The 23,951-nt window shown below is 44.5% G+C and carries 20 protein-coding genes and 1 pseudogene; 8 read left to right on the top strand and 13 right to left on the bottom strand.

Translation table 11 applies throughout. The features are described from left to right. The first annotated feature begins 10 nt into the window (after positions 1-10). From NST58_RS10120 to NST58_RS10110, 3 genes and pseudogenes are all read left to right on the top strand, one after another. Positions 11-895 (top strand): carbohydrate ABC transporter permease, encoded by an 885-nt coding sequence (locus tag NST58_RS10120; protein WP_339247585.1) that lies wholly within the window; start codon positions 11-13, stop codon positions 893-895. 141 nt (positions 896-1,036) lie between these two features. Continuing rightward, positions 1,037-2,569 carry a DUF3502 domain-containing protein gene (locus NST58_RS10115; RefSeq protein WP_076184258.1) on the top strand — a complete coding sequence of 511 codons (1,533 nt, stop codon included), beginning with the start codon at positions 1,037-1,039 and terminating at the stop codon, positions 2,567-2,569. Positions 2,570-2,937: 368 nt separating this feature from the next. Next, a pseudogene (locus NST58_RS10110) lies at positions 2,938-3,384 on the top strand (glutathione peroxidase); the annotation flags it as partial. Between the two features lie 218 nt (positions 3,385-3,602). Here NST58_RS10110 and NST58_RS10105 read toward each other — a convergent pair. Together NST58_RS10105 and NST58_RS10100 are read right to left on the bottom strand one after the other, a co-directional pair. After that, the gene (locus NST58_RS10105) at positions 3,603-3,932 is read right to left on the bottom strand and encodes a hypothetical protein (RefSeq protein ID WP_076191118.1); all 330 of its coding nucleotides are present in this window, start codon (positions 3,930-3,932) and stop codon (positions 3,603-3,605) included. 166 nt (positions 3,933-4,098) lie between these two features. Beyond that, positions 4,099-4,803 (bottom strand): HAD hydrolase-like protein, encoded by a 705-nt coding sequence (locus NST58_RS10100; RefSeq protein ID WP_076191417.1) that lies wholly within the window; start codon positions 4,801-4,803, stop codon positions 4,099-4,101. Between the two features lie 214 nt (positions 4,804-5,017). Between NST58_RS10100 and NST58_RS10095 the strand changes: the two genes are divergently transcribed. Together NST58_RS10095 and NST58_RS10090 are read left to right on the top strand one after the other, a co-directional pair. Then, the gene (locus tag NST58_RS10095; RefSeq protein WP_076191116.1) at positions 5,018-6,181 is read left to right on the top strand and encodes an ABC transporter permease; all 1,164 of its coding nucleotides are present in this window, start codon (positions 5,018-5,020) and stop codon (positions 6,179-6,181) included. Positions 6,182-6,277: 96 nt separating this feature from the next. Beyond that, complete coding sequence (locus NST58_RS10090) at positions 6,278-6,787, top strand: PadR family transcriptional regulator (protein ID WP_036684013.1); 510 nt, start codon at positions 6,278-6,280, stop codon at positions 6,785-6,787. Positions 6,788-6,891: 104 nt separating this feature from the next. Here the strand turns inward: NST58_RS10090 and NST58_RS10085 are convergent, their stop codons facing one another. The 6 genes from NST58_RS10085 to NST58_RS10060 form a co-directional block, all read right to left on the bottom strand. Continuing rightward, entirely contained in the window at positions 6,892-7,149 is a 258-nt protein-coding gene (locus tag NST58_RS10085) for an AbrB/MazE/SpoVT family DNA-binding domain-containing protein (RefSeq protein ID WP_036684015.1), read from the bottom strand. A gap of 506 nt (positions 7,150-7,655) precedes the next feature. Next, on the bottom strand, positions 7,656-8,294 hold the full coding sequence (locus NST58_RS10080; protein WP_339247583.1) for a DUF6033 family protein: 639 nt from the start codon (positions 8,292-8,294) through the stop codon (positions 7,656-7,658). Positions 8,295-8,484: 190 nt separating this feature from the next. Next, positions 8,485-10,566 (bottom strand): glycoside hydrolase family 36 protein, encoded by a 2,082-nt coding sequence (locus NST58_RS10075; protein WP_076304431.1) that lies wholly within the window; start codon positions 10,564-10,566, stop codon positions 8,485-8,487. Positions 10,567-10,696: 130 nt separating this feature from the next. Further along, the gene (locus tag NST58_RS10070) at positions 10,697-12,007 is read right to left on the bottom strand and encodes an extracellular solute-binding protein (protein ID WP_076304366.1); all 1,311 of its coding nucleotides are present in this window, start codon (positions 12,005-12,007) and stop codon (positions 10,697-10,699) included. 122 nt (positions 12,008-12,129) lie between these two features. Further along, on the bottom strand, positions 12,130-13,776 hold the full coding sequence (locus NST58_RS10065) for a response regulator (RefSeq protein WP_076124842.1): 1,647 nt from the start codon (positions 13,774-13,776) through the stop codon (positions 12,130-12,132). Further along, positions 13,769-15,631 (bottom strand): histidine kinase, encoded by a 1,863-nt coding sequence (locus NST58_RS10060; protein ID WP_339248760.1) that lies wholly within the window; start codon positions 15,629-15,631, stop codon positions 13,769-13,771. Before NST58_RS10060 ends, NST58_RS10065 begins: the two co-directional genes overlap by 8 nt. Before the next feature lie 197 nt (positions 15,632-15,828). On the opposite strand from NST58_RS10060, the gene NST58_RS10055 reads away from it, so the two are divergent. Then, positions 15,829-16,719: a sugar ABC transporter permease gene (locus NST58_RS10055; protein WP_036684044.1), complete on the top strand. Its 891-nt coding sequence runs from the start codon at positions 15,829-15,831 to the stop codon at positions 16,717-16,719. Next, positions 16,719-17,552, top strand: coding sequence for a carbohydrate ABC transporter permease (locus NST58_RS10050; RefSeq protein ID WP_339247578.1), 834 nt, complete (start codon positions 16,719-16,721; stop codon positions 17,550-17,552). The genes NST58_RS10055 and NST58_RS10050 overlap by 1 nt, the downstream gene beginning before the upstream one ends. Positions 17,553-18,487: 935 nt before the next feature. Here the strand turns inward: NST58_RS10050 and NST58_RS10045 are convergent. The 5 genes from NST58_RS10045 to NST58_RS10025 all read right to left on the bottom strand — a co-directional run bounded on the left by NST58_RS10045 (position 18,488) and on the right by NST58_RS10025 (position 23,306). Continuing rightward, positions 18,488-19,540, bottom strand: coding sequence for a CapA family protein (locus NST58_RS10045; protein ID WP_339247575.1), 1,053 nt, complete (start codon positions 19,538-19,540; stop codon positions 18,488-18,490). An 83-nt stretch (positions 19,541-19,623) separates the two neighbouring features. Next, positions 19,624-20,283, bottom strand: a complete 660-nt coding sequence (locus tag NST58_RS10040; protein WP_076124835.1) for a class I SAM-dependent methyltransferase — start codon at positions 20,281-20,283, stop codon at positions 19,624-19,626. A 152-nt stretch (positions 20,284-20,435) separates the two neighbouring features. Beyond that, positions 20,436-21,458 (bottom strand): SDR family oxidoreductase, encoded by a 1,023-nt coding sequence (locus tag NST58_RS10035; protein WP_076191108.1) that lies wholly within the window; start codon positions 21,456-21,458, stop codon positions 20,436-20,438. A gap of 35 nt (positions 21,459-21,493) precedes the next feature. Beyond that, the gene (locus NST58_RS10030) at positions 21,494-22,342 is read right to left on the bottom strand and encodes an NAD(P)-dependent oxidoreductase (RefSeq protein ID WP_076191106.1); all 849 of its coding nucleotides are present in this window, start codon (positions 22,340-22,342) and stop codon (positions 21,494-21,496) included. 31 nt (positions 22,343-22,373) lie between these two features. Further along, complete coding sequence (locus NST58_RS10025) at positions 22,374-23,306, bottom strand: aldo/keto reductase family protein (RefSeq protein ID WP_038569620.1); 933 nt, start codon at positions 23,304-23,306, stop codon at positions 22,374-22,376. A gap of 174 nt (positions 23,307-23,480) precedes the next feature. Here NST58_RS10025 and NST58_RS10020 point away from each other — a divergent pair, with 174 nt between their 5' ends. Then, the gene (locus NST58_RS10020; protein ID WP_036684053.1) at positions 23,481-23,825 is read left to right on the top strand and encodes a helix-turn-helix domain-containing protein; all 345 of its coding nucleotides are present in this window, start codon (positions 23,481-23,483) and stop codon (positions 23,823-23,825) included. Positions 23,826-23,951: the final 126 nt, after the last annotated feature.

Genomic DNA, 23,951 nt, shown 5'->3' with positions numbered 1-23,951 from the left:
GACTGATAAGATGCAATCTACCGAAAACAAAGGCCTGCTCATTTTCTTTTACATCTGTATTGCCGTATTTTCAGTAATCTGTCTAGCGCCGTTTATTCTGGCAGTATCCGGCTCATTATCTACCGAATCCAGAATCGCCGCGGAAGGCTATTCGTTCTGGCCCAGAGGCTTTACCTTTGAAACCTACGAATTCCTGTTTGGCTCGAAGGCACAGCAGATTCTGCGGGCGTATTCCATGTCGGTGATCGTTACGGTGCTGGGTACCGTATCGGCCGTATTGGTGACCACCGCTTACGCTTATGTCATTTCCGTTAAAAGCTTCCGGCTCAAAAATTTCATCGCCTTCTTCGCCTATTTTACAATGCTGTTCAGCGGAGGAACGCTGCCATGGTATCTGCTTAGCACCAAATACTATCATTTGGGCGATACGCTCATCGGCCTGTTCATCCCTTATGTGCTAAGCGTCTTTCTGATGTTTCTCATGGCTAACTATTTCCGCAGCATCCCGCATGAAATCGTGGAATCTGCGCAAATCGATGGTGCCGGACATCTGCGGATCTTCTTCAGCATTATGATTCCGCTGGGCCGCGTCGGACTGGTCACCATTTCGCTCTTTTACGCACTGCAATTCTGGAATGACTTCTATTTGCCACTAATGCTGGTAACCGATCAGGATCTCTATACGATCCAATATTTGATGTACAACATGATGGCGAACATTCAGTTCCTGGCTTCCGGCAATGCTGCTCAAGTTGGTGGAGCTATCATCGCACCGCCACTGGAGACAGCCAAAATGGCAATGACCTGTCTGACCGTTTTGCCAATCGCCATATTATATCCTTTTCTCCAGCGCTTTTTTGTCAAAGGCATTATCGTAGGTTCAGTCAAAGGCTAATTTCCAGCAAAGATGCCATATTATGTTCGGTTGCACCGGGTTTATGCTCCCCTACTTCTTGATGTACAATGGGACTTAAGGGAGCACGGCCTTTGCAATAGATGCCTCAAACATTATGATTCTATTTCAGGAGGGTTCATCATGAAAAAGAAAAAAGGTTGGTTAAGTTTGCTCCTCGCTGCGGTGTTCTTGGTAAGTGGCTGTGCTCAGGGCAACAATGAAAGCGCTCCCCCTAGTTCTGGAACTGGAAATGAAGGTACCTCTTCCTCTACGGATAGCGGTAGTAAAGACGGCAGCGCCTTGGCTCCTGCCAAATTGAAAATTGTGCTGTACGGGGATGAGTCCAACCGGATGAAGGAACTAGCGAAGACATCGTTCTACGACACTATTAAGAAAGAAATCAATGCTGAGGTTGAATTTCAGTTTCTTCCTTGGACCGAATATGGCGGCGGTAAAACTGATTTAATGCTGTCTACGGGAGAAGACTTCGCAACTTATACAGATGCCAATTACATGGTAAAATCTGTGGCAAAGGGGCTTTATGCCGACCTCACTCCGTATGCCGATGCAGCCGCTGATTTGAGTAAAAATGTGGACGAGGCCTCCTTCAAAGCCTTTCAGCTGGAAGGCAAGCAGTATGCGATCCCCGTCGGCAACAAACCGAATTCTGCGGAATTCTACAGTGCGCTAGTTAGACAGGATTTGCTTGAAGAAGCCGGCATGACACAGGTCACTTCACTGGGAGAACTAGAGCAGTTCTATGATAAGGTCCATGCCATTCATCCCGAACTGATCGGGTACGCCAACACCGATGCGCGCAGACTCCTACAATATGATTACACGGACAAAAACCTCTATTGGCAAAATGATTTTATTGCCCTGGATGAGTCTGTGAAGGATGATCAAATTATTAGCTGGTTTGAAACCGAAGAGTTCAAGAGTTATGCGAACCTTATGCACGGCTGGTATGAAAAAGGAATCATTCCAAAATATGCCGCCACCAATGTCCCACAGCTGCAGTCTGACTGGAACTCCGGAAAAGCGATGTTCTGGGCCGGCACAGCAGCACGCCCATTCGAAGGTGCGGCAACCATCTCACAAGCAGTGCCTGATGCCAAACTGGTCAACTATTTCCTCGGCAGCGGCCGTCCAAAAATCAGCCGCGGCACTTACAGCACCGCCTTTTTTGTCTCCACCGCAGCTAAAGACCCTGAACGTTATATTATGTTCTTCAATCTGCTGCAAAAAAACCAGGAGCTGTACGACTTGTTCGCCTACGGGATAGAAGGAACAGACTATACGCTGGATGAAAACGGGCGTTTGACCAAAATAACCACTGATTCGCTGATCCCTGACTGGCTGCTGATGAACAAAAACTTCATGCGTTTCGACAACACGGTACCGGACGAGTTTATTGCAGAATATAAAGCTTGGGACGATGGAGCCATCATTTCCAAAGGTGCCGGCTTCAACTTTGACAATACACCCGTCAAGAATGAAGAAACGAAGCTGAACGGCGTATTCACTGAATACCTCGCTCCGATCGGCAGCGGCTTCAGTGATTATGACACCGCCTTTCCCAAAGCGCTAGACAGACTAAAAGCAGCGGGAATAGACAAATATATCGCTGAATACCAGAAACAATTTTCCGAATGGTACGCTAAGCAGCAGTAAGCACCGCCGCGGCAATTATCATACCGGTCAAGAAGCGTGTCTCCATTAAGGAGCACGCTTCTTTTGGCCTTCGAACACCGTGATGAAAGCGGTATAATGGCCAACCTTGAATCAATACGACGGCGAGCAGGATAATTCAATCAAAATGATTACGTTTGGGGAATTTTCGTTGCTGATACTCTTAGAATTATTTTCAAAGTAACTTGAAGGATAAGAGGGAAACTGCTCATTGGTTAAAAGCGCAAAAATAAAAATTTAAGCGGCATTTTATAGTGGAGATATACTCGTTATAGGTTAATACTATAAATATTATTTCTATTATATATTAGACCAATAAACGCCTATAGCGCTATTATGTTATTTATAATAATTACTCTCGCCAATTACCTGATCTTCAAAAACTTTACGAAATCCACCATGAGCAAGGGTTTGAAATACTTGGTTTTCCTTGTAACCAATTCAACGAGAAGGAGCCAGAAAGCAACTCAGAAGTACATGAATATTGTGAGAGCAACTTTGGAGTTAAGTTTCCATTATTTGAGAAAGTTGAGGTTAGGGGACCGTCTGCCCATCCTTTATTTCAATATCTAACACAGCAAGCACCATTTCAAGGATTCGATACTGAGACATCAGGCGGTAAATGGATGCAGGATTTTCTGCAGGAAAAGTATCCGGACATATATGCCGGCGATGGGATGAAGTGGAATCTCTCGAAGTTTTTAATCGATAGAAACGGTCATGTATACGGTAGATACGAAACAACGACTGAACCTTTTGACATAGAGCCATTTATTGAGTCACTTCTTTTAAATTAAATGAATCCGATTGGTAATTTAACCAACAGAGAACGATAGTTTAACTTAAAGGGTTTACATATTAGGCATGCAAAACATTTAGAACCCTTTATGTTATTTAAATTTCATTTCTTACTTTGATTAAATAATATAAAGTCAGAATAAATTGTATTAATAAGATAAGATATAAGCCAATAACCAGTAGTACATTAAGAATTGCCTGTCCTCCCCCCCTATGATTAGTTAAGCCAACCTGTAAGGAAAAAAAAGAGCATTGTGGTACCCACACAGATAAGGAGCAATAGCTCCAAATTTTTTTCAAATAGATGTTTTATAAACCATAGATAACTTACAATGCACAACAAAAGAACAGCACTATAAAAAAACAAGGAATCATAATGAGTTACAAATAGGCTCCCTCCACCAATAGAAAAGACTATACCTATAACTAAAAACCACATCCCCACTCCAATAGCAGCACTTAAAGCAATAAAAAAGAAACTCATTATCATATTTATGCTCCCTTGGCCCACTTCTCGCTTCTCGGTTTCTACATTTTTCCTCTCCATTTTTTATCGGATTACTCCCTTTATTTATGTATATCTTTGACATTAGACTGACCGCTCCTGCACCTGCATTTGGAGTATTGAAAATAAAAAGGCACCCTTCTTCAAGGATGCCTTTTTTTGATCAAGCGCTTGCTTGTAAGCTAAGCAAACTCCCCATCGTAAGTTCTTATTCACTAATCGTTGCGTTGTCGTATAAGTCAACCAATTCGTCGAAGGAGGTAATAATGACATCAGAGCCCTTCAGCTCATCCTGACGTCCGAAGCCTGCATAGGCGCAGCCGATTACGGTCTGGCCATTTCCTTTACCTGCCTGAACATCAGAAGAACGATCCCCAACCATCCAGGCACTGCTGATACCATGATTATCCAAAAGAATGCGTAGCAGCTCGGTCTTAGTCGCAGTGCCTTGACCTCCCGCACTATACAAGCCTTCGAACAACGCCTTAAGCTCATGCACCACAACGATGCTGTGAATATAATCCTCCAGCCCGTTGCTAGCCACAAACAGCTTCACTCCGCGCTCTTTAAGCGCTGTCAGTGTCTCAACCACCTGTGGATACAGTAGCGTGCCTCCGGCTTCAAGCCCTTCAATCTCCAGCTGCAGGAGCAATTCATCCGCCCGGCGGTGCACGGCTTCATCTGCTTCAGGCATAACATTCTTCCAAATGTCTGCCAGCAACATCCCTAAGCAGCCTAGAATACGTTCTTCTGGTGGTGTAGGTCCTACGTATAGTCCCTCTTTCCGCAAAATATCGAACATTTTATGATATGCAGGCAATAAAAGACTTTCAGTCTGGAACAATGTTCCATCCATATCAAATACAATCGCTTCTGGCTTGTTCAGTTTCGCATGAACCACGTTTTGTTCCATTCCATGTACTTCGTTACTCATCTGTTGTTCCTCCCCATTCTGTTCAGCTTCAGGTAAGACATTCATCTGTGCGATATTTCCAGTACAAGCCCTATGATATATGAAATCGCTTTGTAATGTCCATGCTCTTAACTTTTTCTGTTGCAGTTTATATTTCGTTATGATATATTTCAATCTGTAATATTACAACTTGAAATATAAAGGAGAAATAACCATGTCAAATCAATTAATCATGCGCTTCCTCAAGCAGCCTGCTACCATCATTGGAATTATAACTGCACTGTTGTTCCAAGTTTTTTTCAGCTTAATTTGGATTACAGGGTACGATCATGTAACGGATCGGGTAGATCAGCTGCCCATTGCTATTGTTAATGAGGATGGTACAAATGCCCAGCCTATAGTCGATGGGATTGCAGGATCACTTCAGTTCGTAACCAGACAGGATCTCCAACTAGAAAATGCAAAAGAAGCACTTGAGCATAGAGAAATCCGCATGATTATCAATATTCCCCAAGGGTTCACTGGACAGATCAGTAATCCATCTGCAAAGACTGAACTCCACTACTTCTTAAATGAATCTAATCCACAGATGGTCAGCAATGTGATGCAGTCGGTAGCACTTAAAGTCACGGCTGCAATGAACACTCAAAACAGTAATTCAGCACTAAGCCACACCTTGGATGCTATGAATCTGCCGCAGGCACAAGCGGAGATCATCAAAAGTGCTGCAAGCAGCCGCATTTCCGCCAACGTCGAAATCATTAACCCTACAACTAATTTTGCACAAACTATGGTTCCCTTAATGATCGTTACCGCCTCATTTACCGGTGCTATGTTACTCGCGATGAATCTCCATAAAGCTTCCTCCAACTTGTCTGGACAATTTAGTAAATGGAATCGCTTTGCAGCCCGATTTGTCATAATGGGTGGAACGGCTGTGCTTATCTCACTAGTGGGAACTATCATGGTTAACTCACTCGGTATCCACTCTAATCGTGGCTTTCTGCTTATGTGGCTGTTCGAGTTCACGGTAATTCTCTCCTGTATGATCCTTGCTCAGTTTAGTCTGCTGCTCCTCGGGGATGCTGGCGGCTGGCTAAATATTGCGCTTCTCTCCATGCAAATGTTAGCGTCCGGAGCAACTATTCCACGCGATGTGCTTTCACCTTTTTATAACTGGATCGGTCCCTTTTCGCCCGCTTACTATGCAGTTAATGGTATGCTCGACCTGGTTATCGGGGGTAACGGGGTATGGAAGGATATGTTCTATTTACTCTGTATTGGGGCAACAATTGCTGTATTAAGCGTACTTGTCACTTTCCTCCGTAAAGAAACTCGGATCTCACGAGAACAAGAGCCTGTGCCAGTAAATGCGTAATTATACAGTTTGCCACTCCGGCTATGCCATTTCAAATTGAGAGCGATATGCAGTTGTGATATGGTAGGAAGTGAAAGAAAGGAGCGGCAATGATTTATGAACATACAAGATGTTATTCTGGGGATTTTAAGCGAAAAACCTCATTCTGGTTACGAGATAAAACGACATTTCGAGGAATACTTCTCATTTTTCTTCGATGCCAGCTATGGCACGATCTATCCTACCCTAAGCAAGATGGAAAAGCTGAATCTGATCACTAAAGAATCTGTGCGACAGGAAGGCAAACCCGACAAAAATGTATTCACCATTACCTCTGCCGGCTTGGATCAGTTCCACGCTTATCTACAATCACCAGCCGAAAAAGATGTTCTGCGTTCTGACTTTTTTATGCACCTGTATTTTGGGGAAAAGACGGACAAAGAGAACATAGATAATCTGCTTCGGCAAGCATTGATAGAAAAGCAGGCAATGTACGACGATCTGGAACAGAAGTTGAACCAGCTAGATTACAAGTTATCTTCCTACCAGAAGTTGTGCATGGAGCTAGGCCTCGTACAATATGATGCTTTTATCAAAAAAATCCAAAGTGTGCTAGAGTCTAAATAAAACCGGCTTTCGAAAGTACACCATAAAAAAAGAACCGGTATTACATGCACATCTTGTGCTTGTAATAGCGGTTCTTTTTTTTGAAATCATATGTGGTATATGGATTATGCTCTATCGAAGCTTGCAATAAGTTCATCAAGAACATCTTTGCTTACCATTTTACCTTTGAAATTGATCAGGTTTTCTGAGCTTCCGGAGAAGATACAAGTTGGCTCATATTTTCTAAGGATAATCTTTTCAGCGTCTACAAAAATCTCGAGCGGGTCTTTTATGTCGATTCCCATTGTTCTACGCAGTTCAATAGGAATTACGATACGTCCCAATTCATCCACTTTTCTTACTATGCCTGTTGCTTTCATCATCGTACATCCTCCCTTGAAGTCACATTTATAATCATTCTTGCTAAAAGCTATGTACGCTTCTATATGATAGTAATGATTACGCTACTACCTAATTCTAAAGTTCTATTCATTTCCTGTCAATTATTTTTCTACATTATATGATATTATTCGACAAAATTTCGACAATGTATGATATCTGTTGAGCACCAAGATTTGAAGCCATGTCAGAACACAAAAAAATAGGGGCTTCTCTGGAATGTCGAAATTCACCCAGAATGTAACCCTACTTGATGACAATTCTACCCTAAAATACCTTCGTTAATCTATTTGTAAATCTTGTCACTCCGCTTATCCGCAATCACAGTAAGTAGGAAATTGTCGAAAACTAGCAAGAACGCTACTCCGTCATTTACCCAGATGTTTAGTAAGTCAAACTTAAATGTGGACTTTTGGTGAAAAAAAACAAAACCGCCTAAGAGGTCACAAACGCATTGACCCAGGCGGTAATTATGATAAAAAGTTCTTAATCATTTAATTAACAGGTTCTTTTTTCGCAGCATTGAATCTAGACTAGCTTGACGGATATTATTTAAATTCATGCTATCTTCTTCGCTGCCACTGGATATTTCTGTGGGTAACCCAAATTGTGATATGGGATCATTACTGCTTACTTTATTTAACGAGTCCAATTGGTCTGCAAGTTTCTTTTTGTCTGCCTCTACTTCTTTTTGAATCTTTTCCCGCTCGGCAGGTGTCAAGTAATCACCAATCACCCAAAATGTAGCTGTTCCATCCGGATGTATAACGACACCACTGACATCACCGGGTTTATCATTCGCACTGGAAGTAAAATGATCCTGTATGATCGCTTCTACTTTGTTTTGCAGTTGTGGATCTGTTGCCGACTGATTCAGTATATTTGGAGCAATGGTTACATTTCCTTTGCCTGCACAATTGGAGTAAACACCCTTTACCGCTTCTTTGCTCTTGGGTATAGCTTGCACGTTGATCTTAATGTCGAATTTTTCTTCCAAATGTGTCAAAACCGCTTCTGCATGGGTTGTCGATAAGACATCTTGAAAAGAAATCTCTGAATTCTGATTTTTTGGGCTTACTTTTGTTGTTTCCACACGATTCAGGCTACTGAGTGAAGCTACATTCAACAACTTAAACCAACTCCCTTATTCTTTTTTCCTGTAGAATGCGGCAAATTGTATTAGTTCGATCTAGGCGGTTAAAGCATCCATTTAATATATCGGATTCCTGAATTTGTATTTACAGTGTTTTCTCCAATTGAAATACAAAGAAGCCTGCTCCCAAGTATTAGATACTAGGGGAGCAGGCCTGCTGCAAGCTTTACGAAGTAATCTCAAACAATCTCGCTGTTTTTCCTGGTGGGAGCGCCACCGTCAAAACCCCTGCCGATTTATCCCAATTCCAGGTTGAGCTATGCTGCTGAGGATAGGCACAGGTGATCGCCGGATCAAGTCCCTTCAGCTCTACCATCGGCAATTGGACATTCGCAGCTTCTCCGGCAATCCGCCATACCGCGACATACCGTCGTTCGCCGCGCCGCAGGCCAAGGCTGACCCATTCGCCCTCACTGTCCGGCAGGCCGAGTGGCCAGAAAGGTGTGGCGTGTGGGATATCACTGCGAATGGTTTTGTAATAATCCAGCGCTTCTTTAACTAGACTTCTGCGGTGGGGTTCAAGCTCCGCCAAATGACCGCTCTGGTGTACACGAAGCAACAACGCATTAACCATATTGAAGATGACTTCCTCATCGTCCCCCTCGCGCAGCGGATAAGACCAAACTGCGGACTGCTCCGGTGTCAGTGCTGCCGGAGAACCTGCGGCAATGGCCGCATACTGTACATAATCCTCCTGGTCGCTAGTAGACTGGATGCTGTGTCGGCTGAGCATCGCATAATCCATGCGCATTCCCCCGCTGGAACAGTTCTCGATAACAAGCTTCGGATAACGAACAAAGATACTGTCCAACCAAGCCAGATAAGCGCGGTTATGCTGTAGCAGCCCATCTCCGAAGCTGTCCGCATTCGTTTCTGTCCCAATGCCTGCATTGATGTTGTAATCCATTTTAATGTATCCTACACCGTACTGCTCAACCAGACGCGCAATAACACCGTTTGCATGATCAATGACTTTCGGGTTGCGGTAATCTAGCTGATAGCGGCTACGGTCCTTAACCCTTTTACCATGCCGCATGAAAAACCAGCTGTCATCAGTCTCCGCAAGCTTCGGGCTGTTGATGCCCATAACCTCCAGCTCAAGCCATAGTCCGGGAATCATCCCTTTGCTGCGGATATAGTCGAGCACATATTTAATTCCTTCCGGAAACCGTTCGCTGGAAGGCTCCCACTGGCCTACACCATCCCACCACTCTCCGGGTGCATACCAGCCAGCATCAATACAGAAATATTCACAACCTACTTCTGCGGCAGCATCAATTAAAGGCAGTAGCTTCTCAGTCGTTGGGCTTCCCCATAGGCAATTCATATAGTCATTAAAAATAATCCGCAACAGCTCATTATCCTCATTAGGTCTGCGGATCATCCGGCGATATGACGTAAGCTGTTCAGCCGCGCCCTGGAATCCCCCCTGCACAGCACCCACGGCTACCGGCACCGAGGTAAACTCTTCACCGGGAGCTAGCTTCAGCCACCAATGGTTGTCATGTTCTGTAGGTCCGCTGACCAGCAGGGTAAGCTGATCGTATTGATCCGTCAGCTCCCAATGCCAGGAGCCGTTATGCTCAATCTGCCAGAACAGGCTTGTCCCGCTCTCCTTATTATGCAAAACCGCCATCGGCAGAAGTTCCGCTGCTGACCAAGAGCCTGTATTGCTTGAGGCAATTCGTTTGGAGCCACGGTCTGCCAAATGATACATTCCGAGCTCAGGCAGGCGGTAGGTCCGCCACTGAAGTTCACTCTGCCATCCGCTGTGAGCAAGGGATACTTCAATCTTATCATTGCGCTCCCCGCCCCCCTCTTTGTCTACACCTGTAAGAGCAAAGGAGGAGATGTATTCCACTGCCACCTCAGCTTCTCCAGCATTCTTTAGCACTGTCCAGCTTCGAACGATTTGCACACCCTTGTAGAACTGGAAATGCTGCACTGCCTGGATTTCCGAAATCGGATCAGCCAAGCTAAACTCCAGTTTACGTCCGAGCGCATTCACTGTATCGCTGTGCCCCGCATATACCATCCGAAGACCCGGATAGGATGCTCGGTGTGTGCGCCCGTGATATTCGGCGCGGTCTTCGCCCGATAATTGCAGCTCCAGCAGCCGGAAGCCTTGCTTGTTCTTATCTGCTATGGCTGCTTCCAAAGGTGCCGCTCCAAAATGCAACAGCCGTACATCCTGATCTTCCGTAACTTCAATCGTAAGATATAGTCCATTTTCAATGATTTCAATCATTTGGCTATTCACAATAATGTACCTCCTGACTTTGTCTCAGTATCTTCTTATGATTATATAACATGTAAAAAAAGGACGGTTCTCCAGTAAGTGAATCTTACCTTGGAGCCCGCCCCTGATCTGAACCTAATTATTCTGCCGATCCGAATTGAATCCAAGCTTTTTGAATTTCATCGATGGCTTGATCCTTAGTTTTGCTGCCGCCGATGTAAGCCTGCATGAGTTCACCAAATTTTTGGTGGAAGGTATCCAGAGAGTAGTTCACGGACAGGTCGCCGGATTTCTCTGTTTTGAGGATTTCTTCCATTTCTTTTGGCATTTGCAGGTCAGGCATAGGAGCATCCTTAATTGGAGGAATAACCTTAGCTACTGTAGAGAACCAGTTCTTACCGTATTCAGAAGTATACAGCCAGTTGAAGAATTCAATAGTCTCAGCAGCTACAGCAGAATCCTTATTGATACGCAGGGCTTGATCCGCACCAGTAATGATCTGGGACTGTTCAGCCTTGTCGCTGACTGGGTAACCCATAATACCCAGGTCGAAGTCCGGTGTAATTTTCTTAATGGCTTCTTCATCCCATGCGCCTTTACCCGTCATGAACGCTGTTTTGCCGGATGCAAAGTCGCTGACTTCAGCATTGCTGTCCCGTTCAAGCGGTTTGTCTGTGCCATGTTTAACAGTGGTATCAACGAAGCTGAAGAAGTTATTGTACAGCACCGGGTGATCCTTGATCGTGGTTTTTCCGGCAATAAAATCGTTTACTAGTGTCTTAGCATCCGTACCCGCATCTTGGGCTGCCACATCTACGAAGTGTTGGAAGATGTGTTTCCATACCCACCACTCTTTATAAGCGTTGGCAAAAGGAGTAATGCCTTTAGCTTCAAGCTTAGTAATCGCATCGTCCATTTGGGCTGTTGTCTTAGGAACTTCTGTAATCCCAGCATCAGCCAACAGTTTCTTGTTGTACATCAGGACGAATAGATTTCCTTTTACCGGAAGACCGAGCACTTTACCGTCCGAAGAACTCATGTTAGAACGCACTGCATCGGTCATCGCCGCAGCCAGTGGCTCATTAGTTAGGTCAGCACTATACTCCGCAAAGGTATCAATATCTCCGCCCGCTGTGGTCTGGAATACGTCAGGTGTACTTCCCGCAGCAATCTTCGATTTGAGCACCGTATTGTAGTCAGCCTGCATAATCTCCAGATTAATCGTCACATTCGGTTTAACTTTCTTGTACTCGGCAATATAAGCGTTAAAAGCATCAGTGTACTCGGGTGATGCGGTGAACATATTAATCGTGACCGGCTTGCCAGAATCTGTGGCAGGAGTATTCCCTGTTCCGCTATTGTTAGCGGCATTGTTGTTTCCGCCGCAGCCCGCCAGTAATCCGCCGACGAGCAGCAGACTCGCAGATAAAGCCATAAATCTTTTTAACATGATGTTGCCCCCTTTTCCTCATGCATCTAGTGGTCTTGAGACAATTCTAAAGAAAAAGAAAAAGGATAAGAATGTACATAAGTGAACTTATTAGGGTAAAAAAGTGTGTTCATGTAACCGCTTCACTCCTCCCCGTTCAATAGCAGAACCCGATATTCAGAAGGTGAACAGTCATAATAATTCCGGAACGCCTTGCTGAAATAATTTTTGTCCTTGTACCCCAACATCTCGGAAATGTCTTGGATTTTCAAGTCGGGGGTGGATAGCAGCTCCTTTGCCTTGTCCATTCTTACCTTTTGTACATACTCATGTATGCCATAACCATATTGCCCTTTAAAAAGTTTCATCAAGTATTCTCTGCTCAGGAAATATTTATCCGTGAACATCGATATTTTAATATTCTCAAAATAGTGATTATCAATGTATGCTTTAATATTTTCCAGTACGCTGGGGCGATTGCCAGCAAGGCTTTTGCTGATTTCATTGCCATAGCAATCTAGAATTCCGCTCAGCACCCGCTCAAATTCGCCAAAGGAAGCAAAATCGCTTCCGATGCCTAGCCCGCGCAATCCTTTATCTTTACCGCCACGGATACGTTCGGGGATCGCATCCAGCTCCGTCGCAATATCGTTCAGCAGAATAATAAATTCCTCTATCTGCCGGTCAGCCTCGCCCAGATTAAAACGTCCGGAAGCCTCCCATTTCTTCGTGAATTCGCTTAAAATACTTTTGGCATGATTGATATTTCCGCTCTCCAGTGCGTTGCGAATCAAGGGCATGCGCCCTGTCAAGGAAGGATTATCTTTCCCCTGGGAAGTATCGTTGCTGCTATTTGTGACAATCGCACCCTTCAGCGTCAGGAGGTCAATCCCGTCGAGAGAGGCTTTGGCAGTCTCATAGGATTGAGCAAGCGCCATAATGTCACCATAGGGCTGTCCGATTCCTCCGGCAACAACAATTCCGAACAGCTCTTTCAGCGTCGAGACTAACTTCTTCATATGATGTAAAGAGCGGAAAGTTGCGTCCTCCTCATAGCCGCCTTTCATCGTGAAGATGGCGATAAACTCGCGTTCTCCCTTATGGCTGGCGAAGCTGAAAGCCTGAAAATGCTCATCGCTATTCTCATTAATCACATTTGTGACGGCAAAATGCAGCAAATCCCGGTCCTCATGGAAGCGATTACGACGCACTTGTTCCAAATTGAGCACCCGCAGTACACCCGCAGCAAAATAATTCCCAGCTGTATCGGCGCCGATCAACGGCAGAAAAGCCTCGTTGGACTGATTTTTGAAGCTCCGCTCAATGATCGACAGATAGATTTTCTCCTTTAGCTTCGGCAGAGACATGTTGAGCGTAATGTTCCTGTTGATGAACTCGCTTTCTTTCTTGCGTTTAGCCTCCAGCACATCGATAGCTTTACGTAAGGCCGCATTCAAATCCCCCCGGTTGACCGGCTTTAATAGATAATCAACTACCTTAGAACGGATAGCCTGGCGGGTATATTCAAAATCATTGTAGCCGCTGATTACAATCGTCAGCAGTTCCGGGAACTCCTTCTCCACGATCTGCAGCAGCTCACTTCCGTTCAGCTCCGGCATCTTCATGTCGACCAATACGAGATCGATCTTTTGCTCCCGCAGCATGGCTAGGCCCATACTTCCATCCGTAGCCTCCAGTACCTGATCGACACCTAGTCCTTTCCAGTCTCCCAGGATGTTGATCGCCTCACGCAACGGTTCCTCATCATCTATAATCAGTACTTTATACATGGTTAATCCCTCCCCGCGGTAACCGCATGTCCATCTTTGTTCCGCCAGCATCACTGGTAATGGCCAAACCCGCAGCCTCACCATACAAAAGCTTCAGCCGCGTGTTCAAATTTTTCAGTCCGATGCTTTCCGTGTCACTTTCAGCAGCGTTCTCTCCGCCTTGATCTTCCCACTGGATTTGAAGAGAACTTCTCACTTGCTCCAGCCGCTCCCCGCTAAACCCCGGCCCATCATCCGTCACTGAAATAACAGTATGGCTAGGCGTCACATGCGCTTCAATGGTAATTGTGATCGTTGTGGATACTTTTTCCAGCGCATGCTTGATGCAATTTTCTACCAAGGTCTGAATGGACAGTTTCGGAATCTCCAGCTCCAGCAAAGGGTCTTCCCACTGGTAGGCCACCTGCATTCTGTTTCCGAAACGGGCCTTCTGCAGCGCTAAATAACGTTCAATATGCTTTAATTCCTCTCTGGCATGGACCACCTCTTTACCGCTAATGCAGTATCTCAGCGTCATAGCAAGATTATCGACCATATCGACAATATCATCATTGTTGTTTTTCAGCGCCTTGGTGGAAATGGCTTGCAGGGCATTATATAAGAAATGCGGATTGATCTCAGCTTCCAGTGCTTTGAGTACAGCATTTTTCTCGACAATTTTCATTTTGTACCGTTCATTGATCAGCTCATTCGTCTTTTCCACCATCTTATTGAAGTGGCGAGACAGATAGGCAATTTCATCCTTTCCTTCAACCTGTGCTTCAGCGTCAAAGCTGCCTGTACTGAACCGTTTCATCTGCAGCGACAGATTCTTTAGCGGGTTTGTTATTTTGTTCGAAATAAAGCTGACCAAGATGACCGAAACGATTAAAAATAACAGTCCTATGAAATAGTTCAATTTGCGTGTTGTCGTGGCCGCTTCATAAATTTCTTTGTAGGGAATCGGCTTAATCAGCTTCCAGCCTTCTTTTTTGCTGATGTCATAAATCACTAGATACTTCTCTTCTTTATCCGACCACGTCACGCGTCCTCCTGAGGCTGGTGTCAGCTCCTTAAGCAGTCCCGCTTGTTCACTCTGTTGATAAAACCCGGGGTCATCCACCACAAAAGGTTCATTATCGGGACTGACGTACATTAGGTGCTGCCCTTTACTGAAGGGAATATCCTTCATAATCTCGTCCGTAACCGAGGAGTTGAAATAAAGGGAGAGCACCGCCTGCGGCTCCCTGGAGACTATGGAGCGCAGCAATCGATGGTAGCCCATGAAACTTTTATCCTTATTTATGGGGTAGTCGGAGCTATTGATCATCGAGGATTGGTTTTTTACAAAAGACTGGTAAGAACGGTTAAACGGGCTGGCCAGCGCTTTTTTATACCAGGAAAGATTCTCAATCGACGGATGCTCGGCGACCCGCACGGTAATATTGTAGTTCTCTTTGGTGACATAATAATACTTGTGCTCCTTGATCACATACAGGTAGATAGCTTCCAGATCATTGCGGGAGAAGTACAGGTTCTTCAAGTAGTCCTCCACATACATCTTCGAGGCATAATCCTCCGATTCATGCAAAATCGCATAGGTGATCTCGTCATACGATATTTGCGGCAGGGATAATTGCTCGATGCCGTCCAAATAACTCTCCAGATTCCGGCCGACAAGCAACAGATTGTTGCTCGTACTGGCGATGCTGTTATCCACCGATTCTTTTCGCAGCATGCCGTATGAAATGAATGTCAGTGAGGTCACCACCAACACAATGATAATTGTAAACAGCAAAATAAGCTTGTTCGCCAACCTGCGTGAGACAAGCTCCAGCACGGGTTCAAACCGCTTTATGATCCACTTTTTAATAATGACCGGCAACCTCCCCCACGATTTACAGGCTTAATTATAAATATTTCAGTTCACCTTTTTACCCCTAACTGTACTCTTAAATCCATTTTTGAGTATAGGGTACTGCTCTATAATACACAATATAGACTAACCGGAATGGTTATGTGTGGCAAGCCTAGTCGATATTACCACCCAACAAATCAAGAAGAGGTGCATCCATGTTAAAATCACTCGGCAAAAGATGGCGCGAGAAAACAGAATTCGGATTATTCACTCTCCCAGTCCTAATCTGTATCGCTGTAGCATTCTACATTCCGTTTGCCATGACTATCCGCTATTCGATGACCAAATGGAACGGAATTTCGAAACACCCTAAGTTTGTCGGACTTGATAATTTCAAACAAATCTTTATGGGCGACACCAACTTCGCCAATTCAGCCTGGTTCACCATAAAGTATGCGATTCTGTACATCGTTCTCGTTAACGTGCTGGCCATTCTGCTCGCACTGGTTCTGGACATGAAGCTGAAGAGCACACCTTGGCTGAGAGCCGCTTTCTTTATTCCTTATATCCTCAGTCTTGTCATTGTCGGTTTTATCTGGAAATTTATCTTTATGCAAGGTTTCAACTCACTGGGAGAAAGTACAGGCTGGTCCATATTTGGTCTAAGCTGGCTAGGGACGCCGGGACTTGCTTTCGTCTCCATACTGGCCGTCTCCATCTGGCAGTCGATTGGTTTTTATCTGGTCATTTATATTGCTGGTCTGCAATCTGTACCTGAGGATCTCAAAGAAGCAGCCACAGTTGATGGCGCTGGGCCCATGAGAAAATTCTTCAGTATTACACTGCCGCTGCTCGCTCCATCCATTACGATTTCTGTGTTCATGGCACTGACCAATTCGATCAAGGTGTTCGATGTCATTCTGTCATTAACCGGGGGCGGACCTGGCGGAACTACCTACAGTATCGCTTACGATATCTACCGGGATACCTTCCAGAACAATCTGTATGGATACGGTACAGCGAAAGCGCTTATCCTGTTCCTAGCCGTCTTGGTGGTAACCATTCTCCAGTTAGCATTCTTCAAACGAAGAGAGGTTGAGGCATAATGAATACAAACCGCAAAGCAGGCCGAATTATTCTAGAGGTTGTTATGGTCATCCTCTCTCTTCTGTTTCTATATCCGCTATTTCTGACGATTATCAACTCGTTAAAAAGCTTTAGCGAAGTCATGACGGATGTCATCGCCCTGCCGAAACATCTGGTCTTCGGCAACTATTCCTACGTGTGGAAGTTTATCAACTATCCGAAGCTGTTCCTGAACAACTTTGTCATTACCGGTGTAGGTCTTCTGGGTATTGTGTTCATTTCATCCATAGCAGCCTACAAGCTGGCACGGACGAAATCCAGACTGAGCGGGGTGATTTATTTCCTCTGCATTATGCCGATGCTGATTCCGTTCCAATCGATCATGCTGACCGTTCTGCAAACCGCTAAAACCTTAAATCTCTCTGAGAGTACTTGGGGACTTGGGTTGTTATATTGGGGTTTCGGTGCTCCACTCGCCGTGTTTATCTACCATGGATTCGTCAAGGGTATTCCGATTGAAATTGATGAGAGTGCCACGATTGATGGAGCATCCGGCTTCCGCCTGTTCTTCAGTGTCATCTTCCCACTGCTGAAATCGGTCACAACAACCATTGTCATTATCGACGTAATGTGGATCTGGAATGACTTCCTGCTCCCGCTGCTCATGGTCAACGGCTCCCCAGATACCAAAACGTTGACACTGGCTGCCTACACCTTCGTGGGCCAATATACCTCAGATTGGCAATATGCGATGACAGCTATGGTCATGGCGGTGCTGCCATCAATCGTAGTATTCATCTTCTTGCAAAAGTATATCGTTAAGGGTGTTGTTGCGGGGGCGGTGAAGGGCTGATTATCTGATTCCAAACTTAGCTTCTGCATAAAAAGGGGGAGATCCATATGGATCTCCCCCTTTTTGCAAGCGTTCCAATACTCTACATACTGCTGCAGTCTGCTTTTGATGCAGACATTCCAATACTCTACATACTGCTGCAGTCTGCTTTTGATGCAGACGTTCCAATACTCTACATATTGCTGCAGTCTGCTTTTGATGCAGACATTCCAATACTAACTAGTAGTTTAACTGTATTTTGTACAACTATAATTCTGCAACTCGCTCGGCTGATGGATATAACTGTATTTCGTGCAACTATTCTGTTGATATATTGCCCTCTAGGTCGATTCTCTAGTTTTTAGTTGTATAGAATACACTTAAAAGCAGAATGGTCCGTTTTACATATAAAATAGGTGTATAGAATACAGTTATTTCACAAACACAACGGTGATACTTTATAGGCACTCCATACGGACTCCATAAATACTCACTGCACACTGCTGCAGTCTGCTTTTGATGCAGACGTTCCAATACTAACTAGTAGTTTAACTGTATTTTGTACAACTATAATTCTGCAACTCGCTCGGCTGATGGATATAACTGTATTTCGTGCAACTATTCTGTTGATATATTGCCCTCTAGGTCGATTCTCTAGTTTTTAGTTGTATAGAATACACTTAAAAGCAGAATGGTCCGTTTTACATATAAAATAGGTGTATAGAATACAGTTATTTCACAAACACAACGGTGATACTTTATAGGCACTCCATAGGTATTCCATACGCCACATCATGCCACCCCATACGGACTCCATAGGTACTCCATACGCCACATCATACGTACATCATACGTACTTCATCCCACCCCATACGGACTCCACAGTTACTCCACACATTTCGTATTCAAACGAGATCGAGCGCGATCCATGAATAGCTAATCAGAGTTTGTATTTATTAAAGCTGCTTTTCCGTGACCCTGCCGTTAGCATCTATATTGGCATTAAAAGATAGGGTGTTCAGGAGCTTAATCGTTTTCCTATTGTAGGAATCATCCATAAAATTGGGCTGTCCGCCAATGATTTTGACAGGGGTAATCTTGCTGGTCATCTTGGAGTCCTTAATCTCAACGTTCAATAGCATAGAATTAAGTGTTTTTTCCCCACCACGTGTGGAGCGATTAAACACAAAATTCCCAAGTGAATAATAAATGGGCTTGTGCTTATAGTATTCGATGCCCATAAGGCAGTGACTGTGAGCGCCAAGGATTAAATCCGCCCCGCTATCAATCATCTGTTTAGCTAGTGTGCGAGCGTACTTTTCAGGGAAATCCTTAAACTCTTCATTCCAGTGAATATATACGATCGTGTAATCATTCTCCTTGGACATCTTCTGAATGGCGCTAAGCATAGGCTGCGAGGTGTAAGCTGAAGCGGCTCCCGGTTTGTTTTTGCCGGCATACCATGAAGGATTTGAAAGCACACGGCTAACACCAAGGATGGCGATCTTTTTCCCTTTTACCGTCTTAGTATAAGGCTTGAACGCTTCGTCTTCATCTTTGCCAGCGCCTGTATGGCCAATCTTGTTTCGATCCAAATGGATCAGCGTGTCGAGCATAGCGTCTTTTCCATAATCCAAAATATGATTATTCGCCAAGGACACTCCATCAATCCCGGCATAGGTTAGGCCGCCTAACGTTGCTGGTTTGGATCTGAAGGCAAAGGTTTTCTCTGCCGCTTTCCCTCGGATAGACACAGGCGTCTCCAGATTGGCGAAGGCGATGTCAGCCTTTTGCAGCGTAGGTGCGACCTTTACAAACGGAAAGTTCACCCCATATTTAGCAATCTGATCGCCAACAAAACCGTCCAAAAGGATATCACCCGCAAAAGCAAGCTTTATAGGATCTGAAGATAGTGAAGCTGCACTGGAAGCAGATGTCACAGGAACTATTAGTGATAACAAAAGTGTAATGAGTGCTATTCTACGTAAAACCTTCGATCCTAATCTCAAAAAATACAGCCTCCTCTCATCTTTTGTTAGCATGATCCTAGCATACTGGAAAGAGGTTACTAAATTAAGAGTAGAAAGACCTGTTATTCCTTTGCTTTTTTCAGAACGGCTCTAAAACAATTTAATCCACCCCATGCATCCGTATGCACAGCATCCGCAGGTAATTCAAAATCTGTCTCCCCCCAATACTGAAATCCAGTTTGTAGCAGCAGGTCATTCATAAGACTCAGATTTACCGTTGGATAATCAAATGTCAATACCAATAATCCTTCTTCGTTCAACGTCCGGTGAAATTCCCGTAAAGTACCCACCGTATCCTCAAAGCTCAAATGCTCCAATACCGATATGCAAAAAACAGTGTCAAAGCTTTCATCCTCATAAGGCAGATCCGTCAGATTAGCTTGAGCGAAATGCAGGTTGTTTGTTCTTCTAGCGATAACCTGCTTCGCCGCTTTTTCCCCAATCTCATTCTCAATACATTCTTGGATAGCTTTTGGGTAAATAACCCTACTGTCCATATCGCAGGCATAGACCTCTGCACAAACCCCTGCTAAATAAAACTTCAAGGGATGAGGAATCCCACAGGCTGCATCCAGCACAACACCATGCGGAGAAATAAAGTTAATACACCACTCATATTCAAAGGGACGGCTCCACCATGATTCCGGCAGATCATAAATTAACTTCTCACGACGTGCATCTGAATTTACGAAAAAACGCGAGACAAAGGGATGGGTTGGCATGGCCAGGACTCCTTTTTCAACGGAATTTTAGGTAGTGAGAGTATATTCATGATTTGCTGATTCATTCCATAACCTTACATTGAACGAGACAAACCCAAAAAAACGGCTGCTCCCTTAGGAACAGACCGTCTTTAAATATAACTGTATAAACCTTATGCGTAGAATGAAAGAGGTTTGGCCTCAATTCCATGTCTCTCGATCAACTTATCAAGTAACGCAGACCATTCCGCATCGACCGTACATTGCTCAGGATGAGCCTCGAACCAAGCAACCGACTGCTTGATCCCTTCGGAGAAAGGCACAGTAGCCTGGAAGTCAGGCACGAAACGTTTGATTTTGCTATTATCAAAAACACTGCTTACCGCTTGATCACCGATCAAGCCATCCGCTGTCCCTGGAGGGGAAAAGGCTGTGATAAAGTCTGTGGAGATATGCACCACTTTAGGTTCCACACCTGCCGCTTGTCCGATGGCAGCATAGATCTGATTCCAATTTAATACCTCGTCGGAAGTTATATGAATGGCCTCGCCTATCGCTTCCGGATGTCCAAGCAATCCAACGAAACCTTTGGCAAAATCCGAATTATGTGTCAGTGTCCACAAAGAGGTTCCATCTCCATGTATGACTAAAGGTAAGCCGCGGCGGATACGATCGATCAGTGACCAAGGATGCTGGCCACTTGTGAGTGCCGCAGGGATGGCTGTATTTCCATAGGTATGGGAAGGACGAACAATCGTAACCGGGAATCCGTTCGCCTTGTAAGCTTCCATCAACAGCTGCTCACACGCAATTTTATTCCTCGAATACTCCCAATAAGGATTCTCCAGCGGTGTCTCTTCTGTGATTACATAATTACGCTGCGGTTTCTGATAAGCAGAGGCTGAGCTGATAAAAATGTACTGCTTCGTTTTACCTGTGAACAGGTCAATGTCTGCCTGCACATGTTCCGGTGTAAAAGCAATCCAGTCTACCACTACATCAAATTCGTAATCTCGTAATACTAATGCGGCTTCTGCCGGATTACGAATGTCTCCTTTAATTACTTTTGCACCTTCTGGAACGAATTCATCCCGCTGTCCTCTGTTGAACAAATACAGCTCGATTCCTTGATCTACAGCCAACGGGGATACAGCCTGACTAATTAATCCCGTACCTCCGATAAATAAGACCTTCATTTTGCACGCTCCTTATAGTGAATCCGGCTCGTTATTTACTGGTTAACATAATCTCGCCATACGTGCTTCGGCTGCCAATTTAGCAGCTTTTTGGCCTTCTCATTACTGAGTAGCGACTCGTGACCCTCCAGCGGCTGGCGGAAATCCGTCACCTCTGGATAACGTGCGGCCATTAGCTCTCTGCTAGGAACAGCCATGCTGGTCTCATCTGCACATATATTAAGAGCAACCGCTTCCAATCCATCCGTTTCGATTGCCAATTGGCAAGCTGTTGCTACATCCCGTGTATCAATATAACTCCATAGAATACGATCGCGCTGCGCTGGATCATGAATGAAGGAAGGGAAACGTTCATACGCCGATGGATCAATAACATTTCCGATTCTTAGGGAAACGACCTGTATACCCTTTCTGCGATAGAACATCTCAGCGGTTTGCTCATTCACAACCTTAGACAGACCGTAGCTGTCTTCAGGTAACTGTGGATGCTCCTCATCCATAGGCACATACTTCGGCCCCAAAGGATTAACCGCAAAACAGATTCCGTAAGAGGATTCACTGGAAGCAATCACTGCTTTCCGAATCCCGAGACCCGCTGCAGCCTCCAAAATGTTATAGGTAGATACTACATTATTTTGAAAGGTAACCTCACTTGTCTTTATATTTGCAGCTGGGATTGCAGCCAAATGTACAACTGCATCAGCGCCTGCGAGCACACCATATACTTCACCCAAATTATTCAAATCAGCAATCATCGTTTGGCACAAAGAATCTGCGGATTTTTGCGTATCTACATTCACAACCTCATACCCTTGCTCTACAAAATGCCGGACCACCCATCTGCCCAACATTCCACTGCCGCCTGTAACAACTACTTTCGCCATGAGTATGTCTCCTTTTTTATGAAGCTAACAACTACTCCAGAATCTCCTCAATCTGCTTCAAAATCTCTTCCGAAAGCTCAATACCTGAAGCCTTAACATTCTCTTCGACCTGCTGCGGACGGCTGGCACCCACCAGCGCACTAGCTACATTAGGTTGACGCAAAATCCAAGCCAAAGCCAAATTCCCAACAGAAATATTCAGTTCCGTGGCGATCCCACTCAATTGGCGGACTTTTTCAATCTTTTCTTCTGTAATCGAATCTTTTAATCGATCCAGCTTAGCAGCACGGCTATCCTCAGGGATGTCCGTGTTATACTTTCCAGTTAACAGCCCTTGAGCCAGTGGAGAAAATACTACCTGTCCAATCCCACGGCGCTCGCCAAGCGGAATAATCTCTTTCTCAATATAACGGTTAAACATATTATAAATCGGCTGATTAACAACAATATGATCTAGCAAATAGCGGTCTGCTACAGCTAACGCATCGGTCATTTGCGCCGCCGTCCACTCACTAACACCGACATAATATACCTTGCCTTGCCGAACCAGATCATCTAGCGCACGTAAGGTCTCTTCAATTGGAGTTTCCGGATCAAAACGGTGACAATACATAATATCCACGTATTCTACTCCGAGACGTTTCAAGCTAGCATGACACTGTTCCGTGATATGTTTGCGGGATAGTCCACGGTCGTTAGGTCCCGAGCCCATTTCCCCGTATACTTTAGTAGCTAATACATAGGACTCACGAGAGTAGTTACGTAAAGTCTCACCTAGTACTTTCTCGGCAGCACCTTTTTCATAAACATTTGCAGTATCAAAAAAATTTACGCCTAAGTCGTAAGCGGTTTCAATGGCATTAACAGCATTATCTCTTTCCACATAGCCTCCGTATGTCAGCCAGCTTCCCAAACTAATCTCACTGACTTTTAAACCGGTTCCACCTAATCTGCGATATTTCATAATAACTGCTCCTCTCCATAGTTCCGTGTTTGATTTTGGCAGGTTGCTTAGCACTCATATTCATTCTAGAATAGTTTGTATATAATAGAAAGAAGTGAAAATTAGTTTATTATATGATCTCTAGTGTAGTTACTATACTAGAGTATAGTAGCTTCACAAACAGGAGGAGATACCTTGAAGACAGCTAAATCTACTAATAATTATATCCCCAAAACCCCTGTTACTATTGAATGTAATGTTGAAAAAACACTTGAAGTATTAGGTGGAAAATGGGCCTTTCTTGTCCTCAGAGAGCTATTCGACGGCACGCAGCGTTTTGGGGCACTGCAACGAAAAATCACTAATGTTTCTCCCCGCGCACTAACCACTACGTTGCGCCATCTGGAGGAGCATGGTGTGCTTGAACGTCACGTATTTCCGACTGTTCCTGTTACGGTAGAATATTCGCTTACTCCCAAAGGTGAGGATTTACATCAAATTTTGAAGGAAATGAAGCTGTGGTCCGCGAAATGGACTTAGCTTGAGCAGATTGTGACTGATGAAAAAAGAAGCTGTCCAAAAAGTAGAGAATTCTACTTATAGGGCAGCTTCTTTTTTATAAATAGGCTATACAATGGATGGATTGTTACTTTAACCCATGGGATA

The sequence above is a fragment of the Paenibacillus sp. FSL R10-2796 genome (assembly GCF_037965315.1).
Taxonomy (GTDB): domain Bacteria; phylum Bacillota; class Bacilli; order Paenibacillales; family Paenibacillaceae; genus Paenibacillus_AQ; species Paenibacillus_AQ odorifer.
Note: the sequence above shows the minus strand (reverse complement) of the source record. Positions and strands in the feature narration are given on the sequence as shown.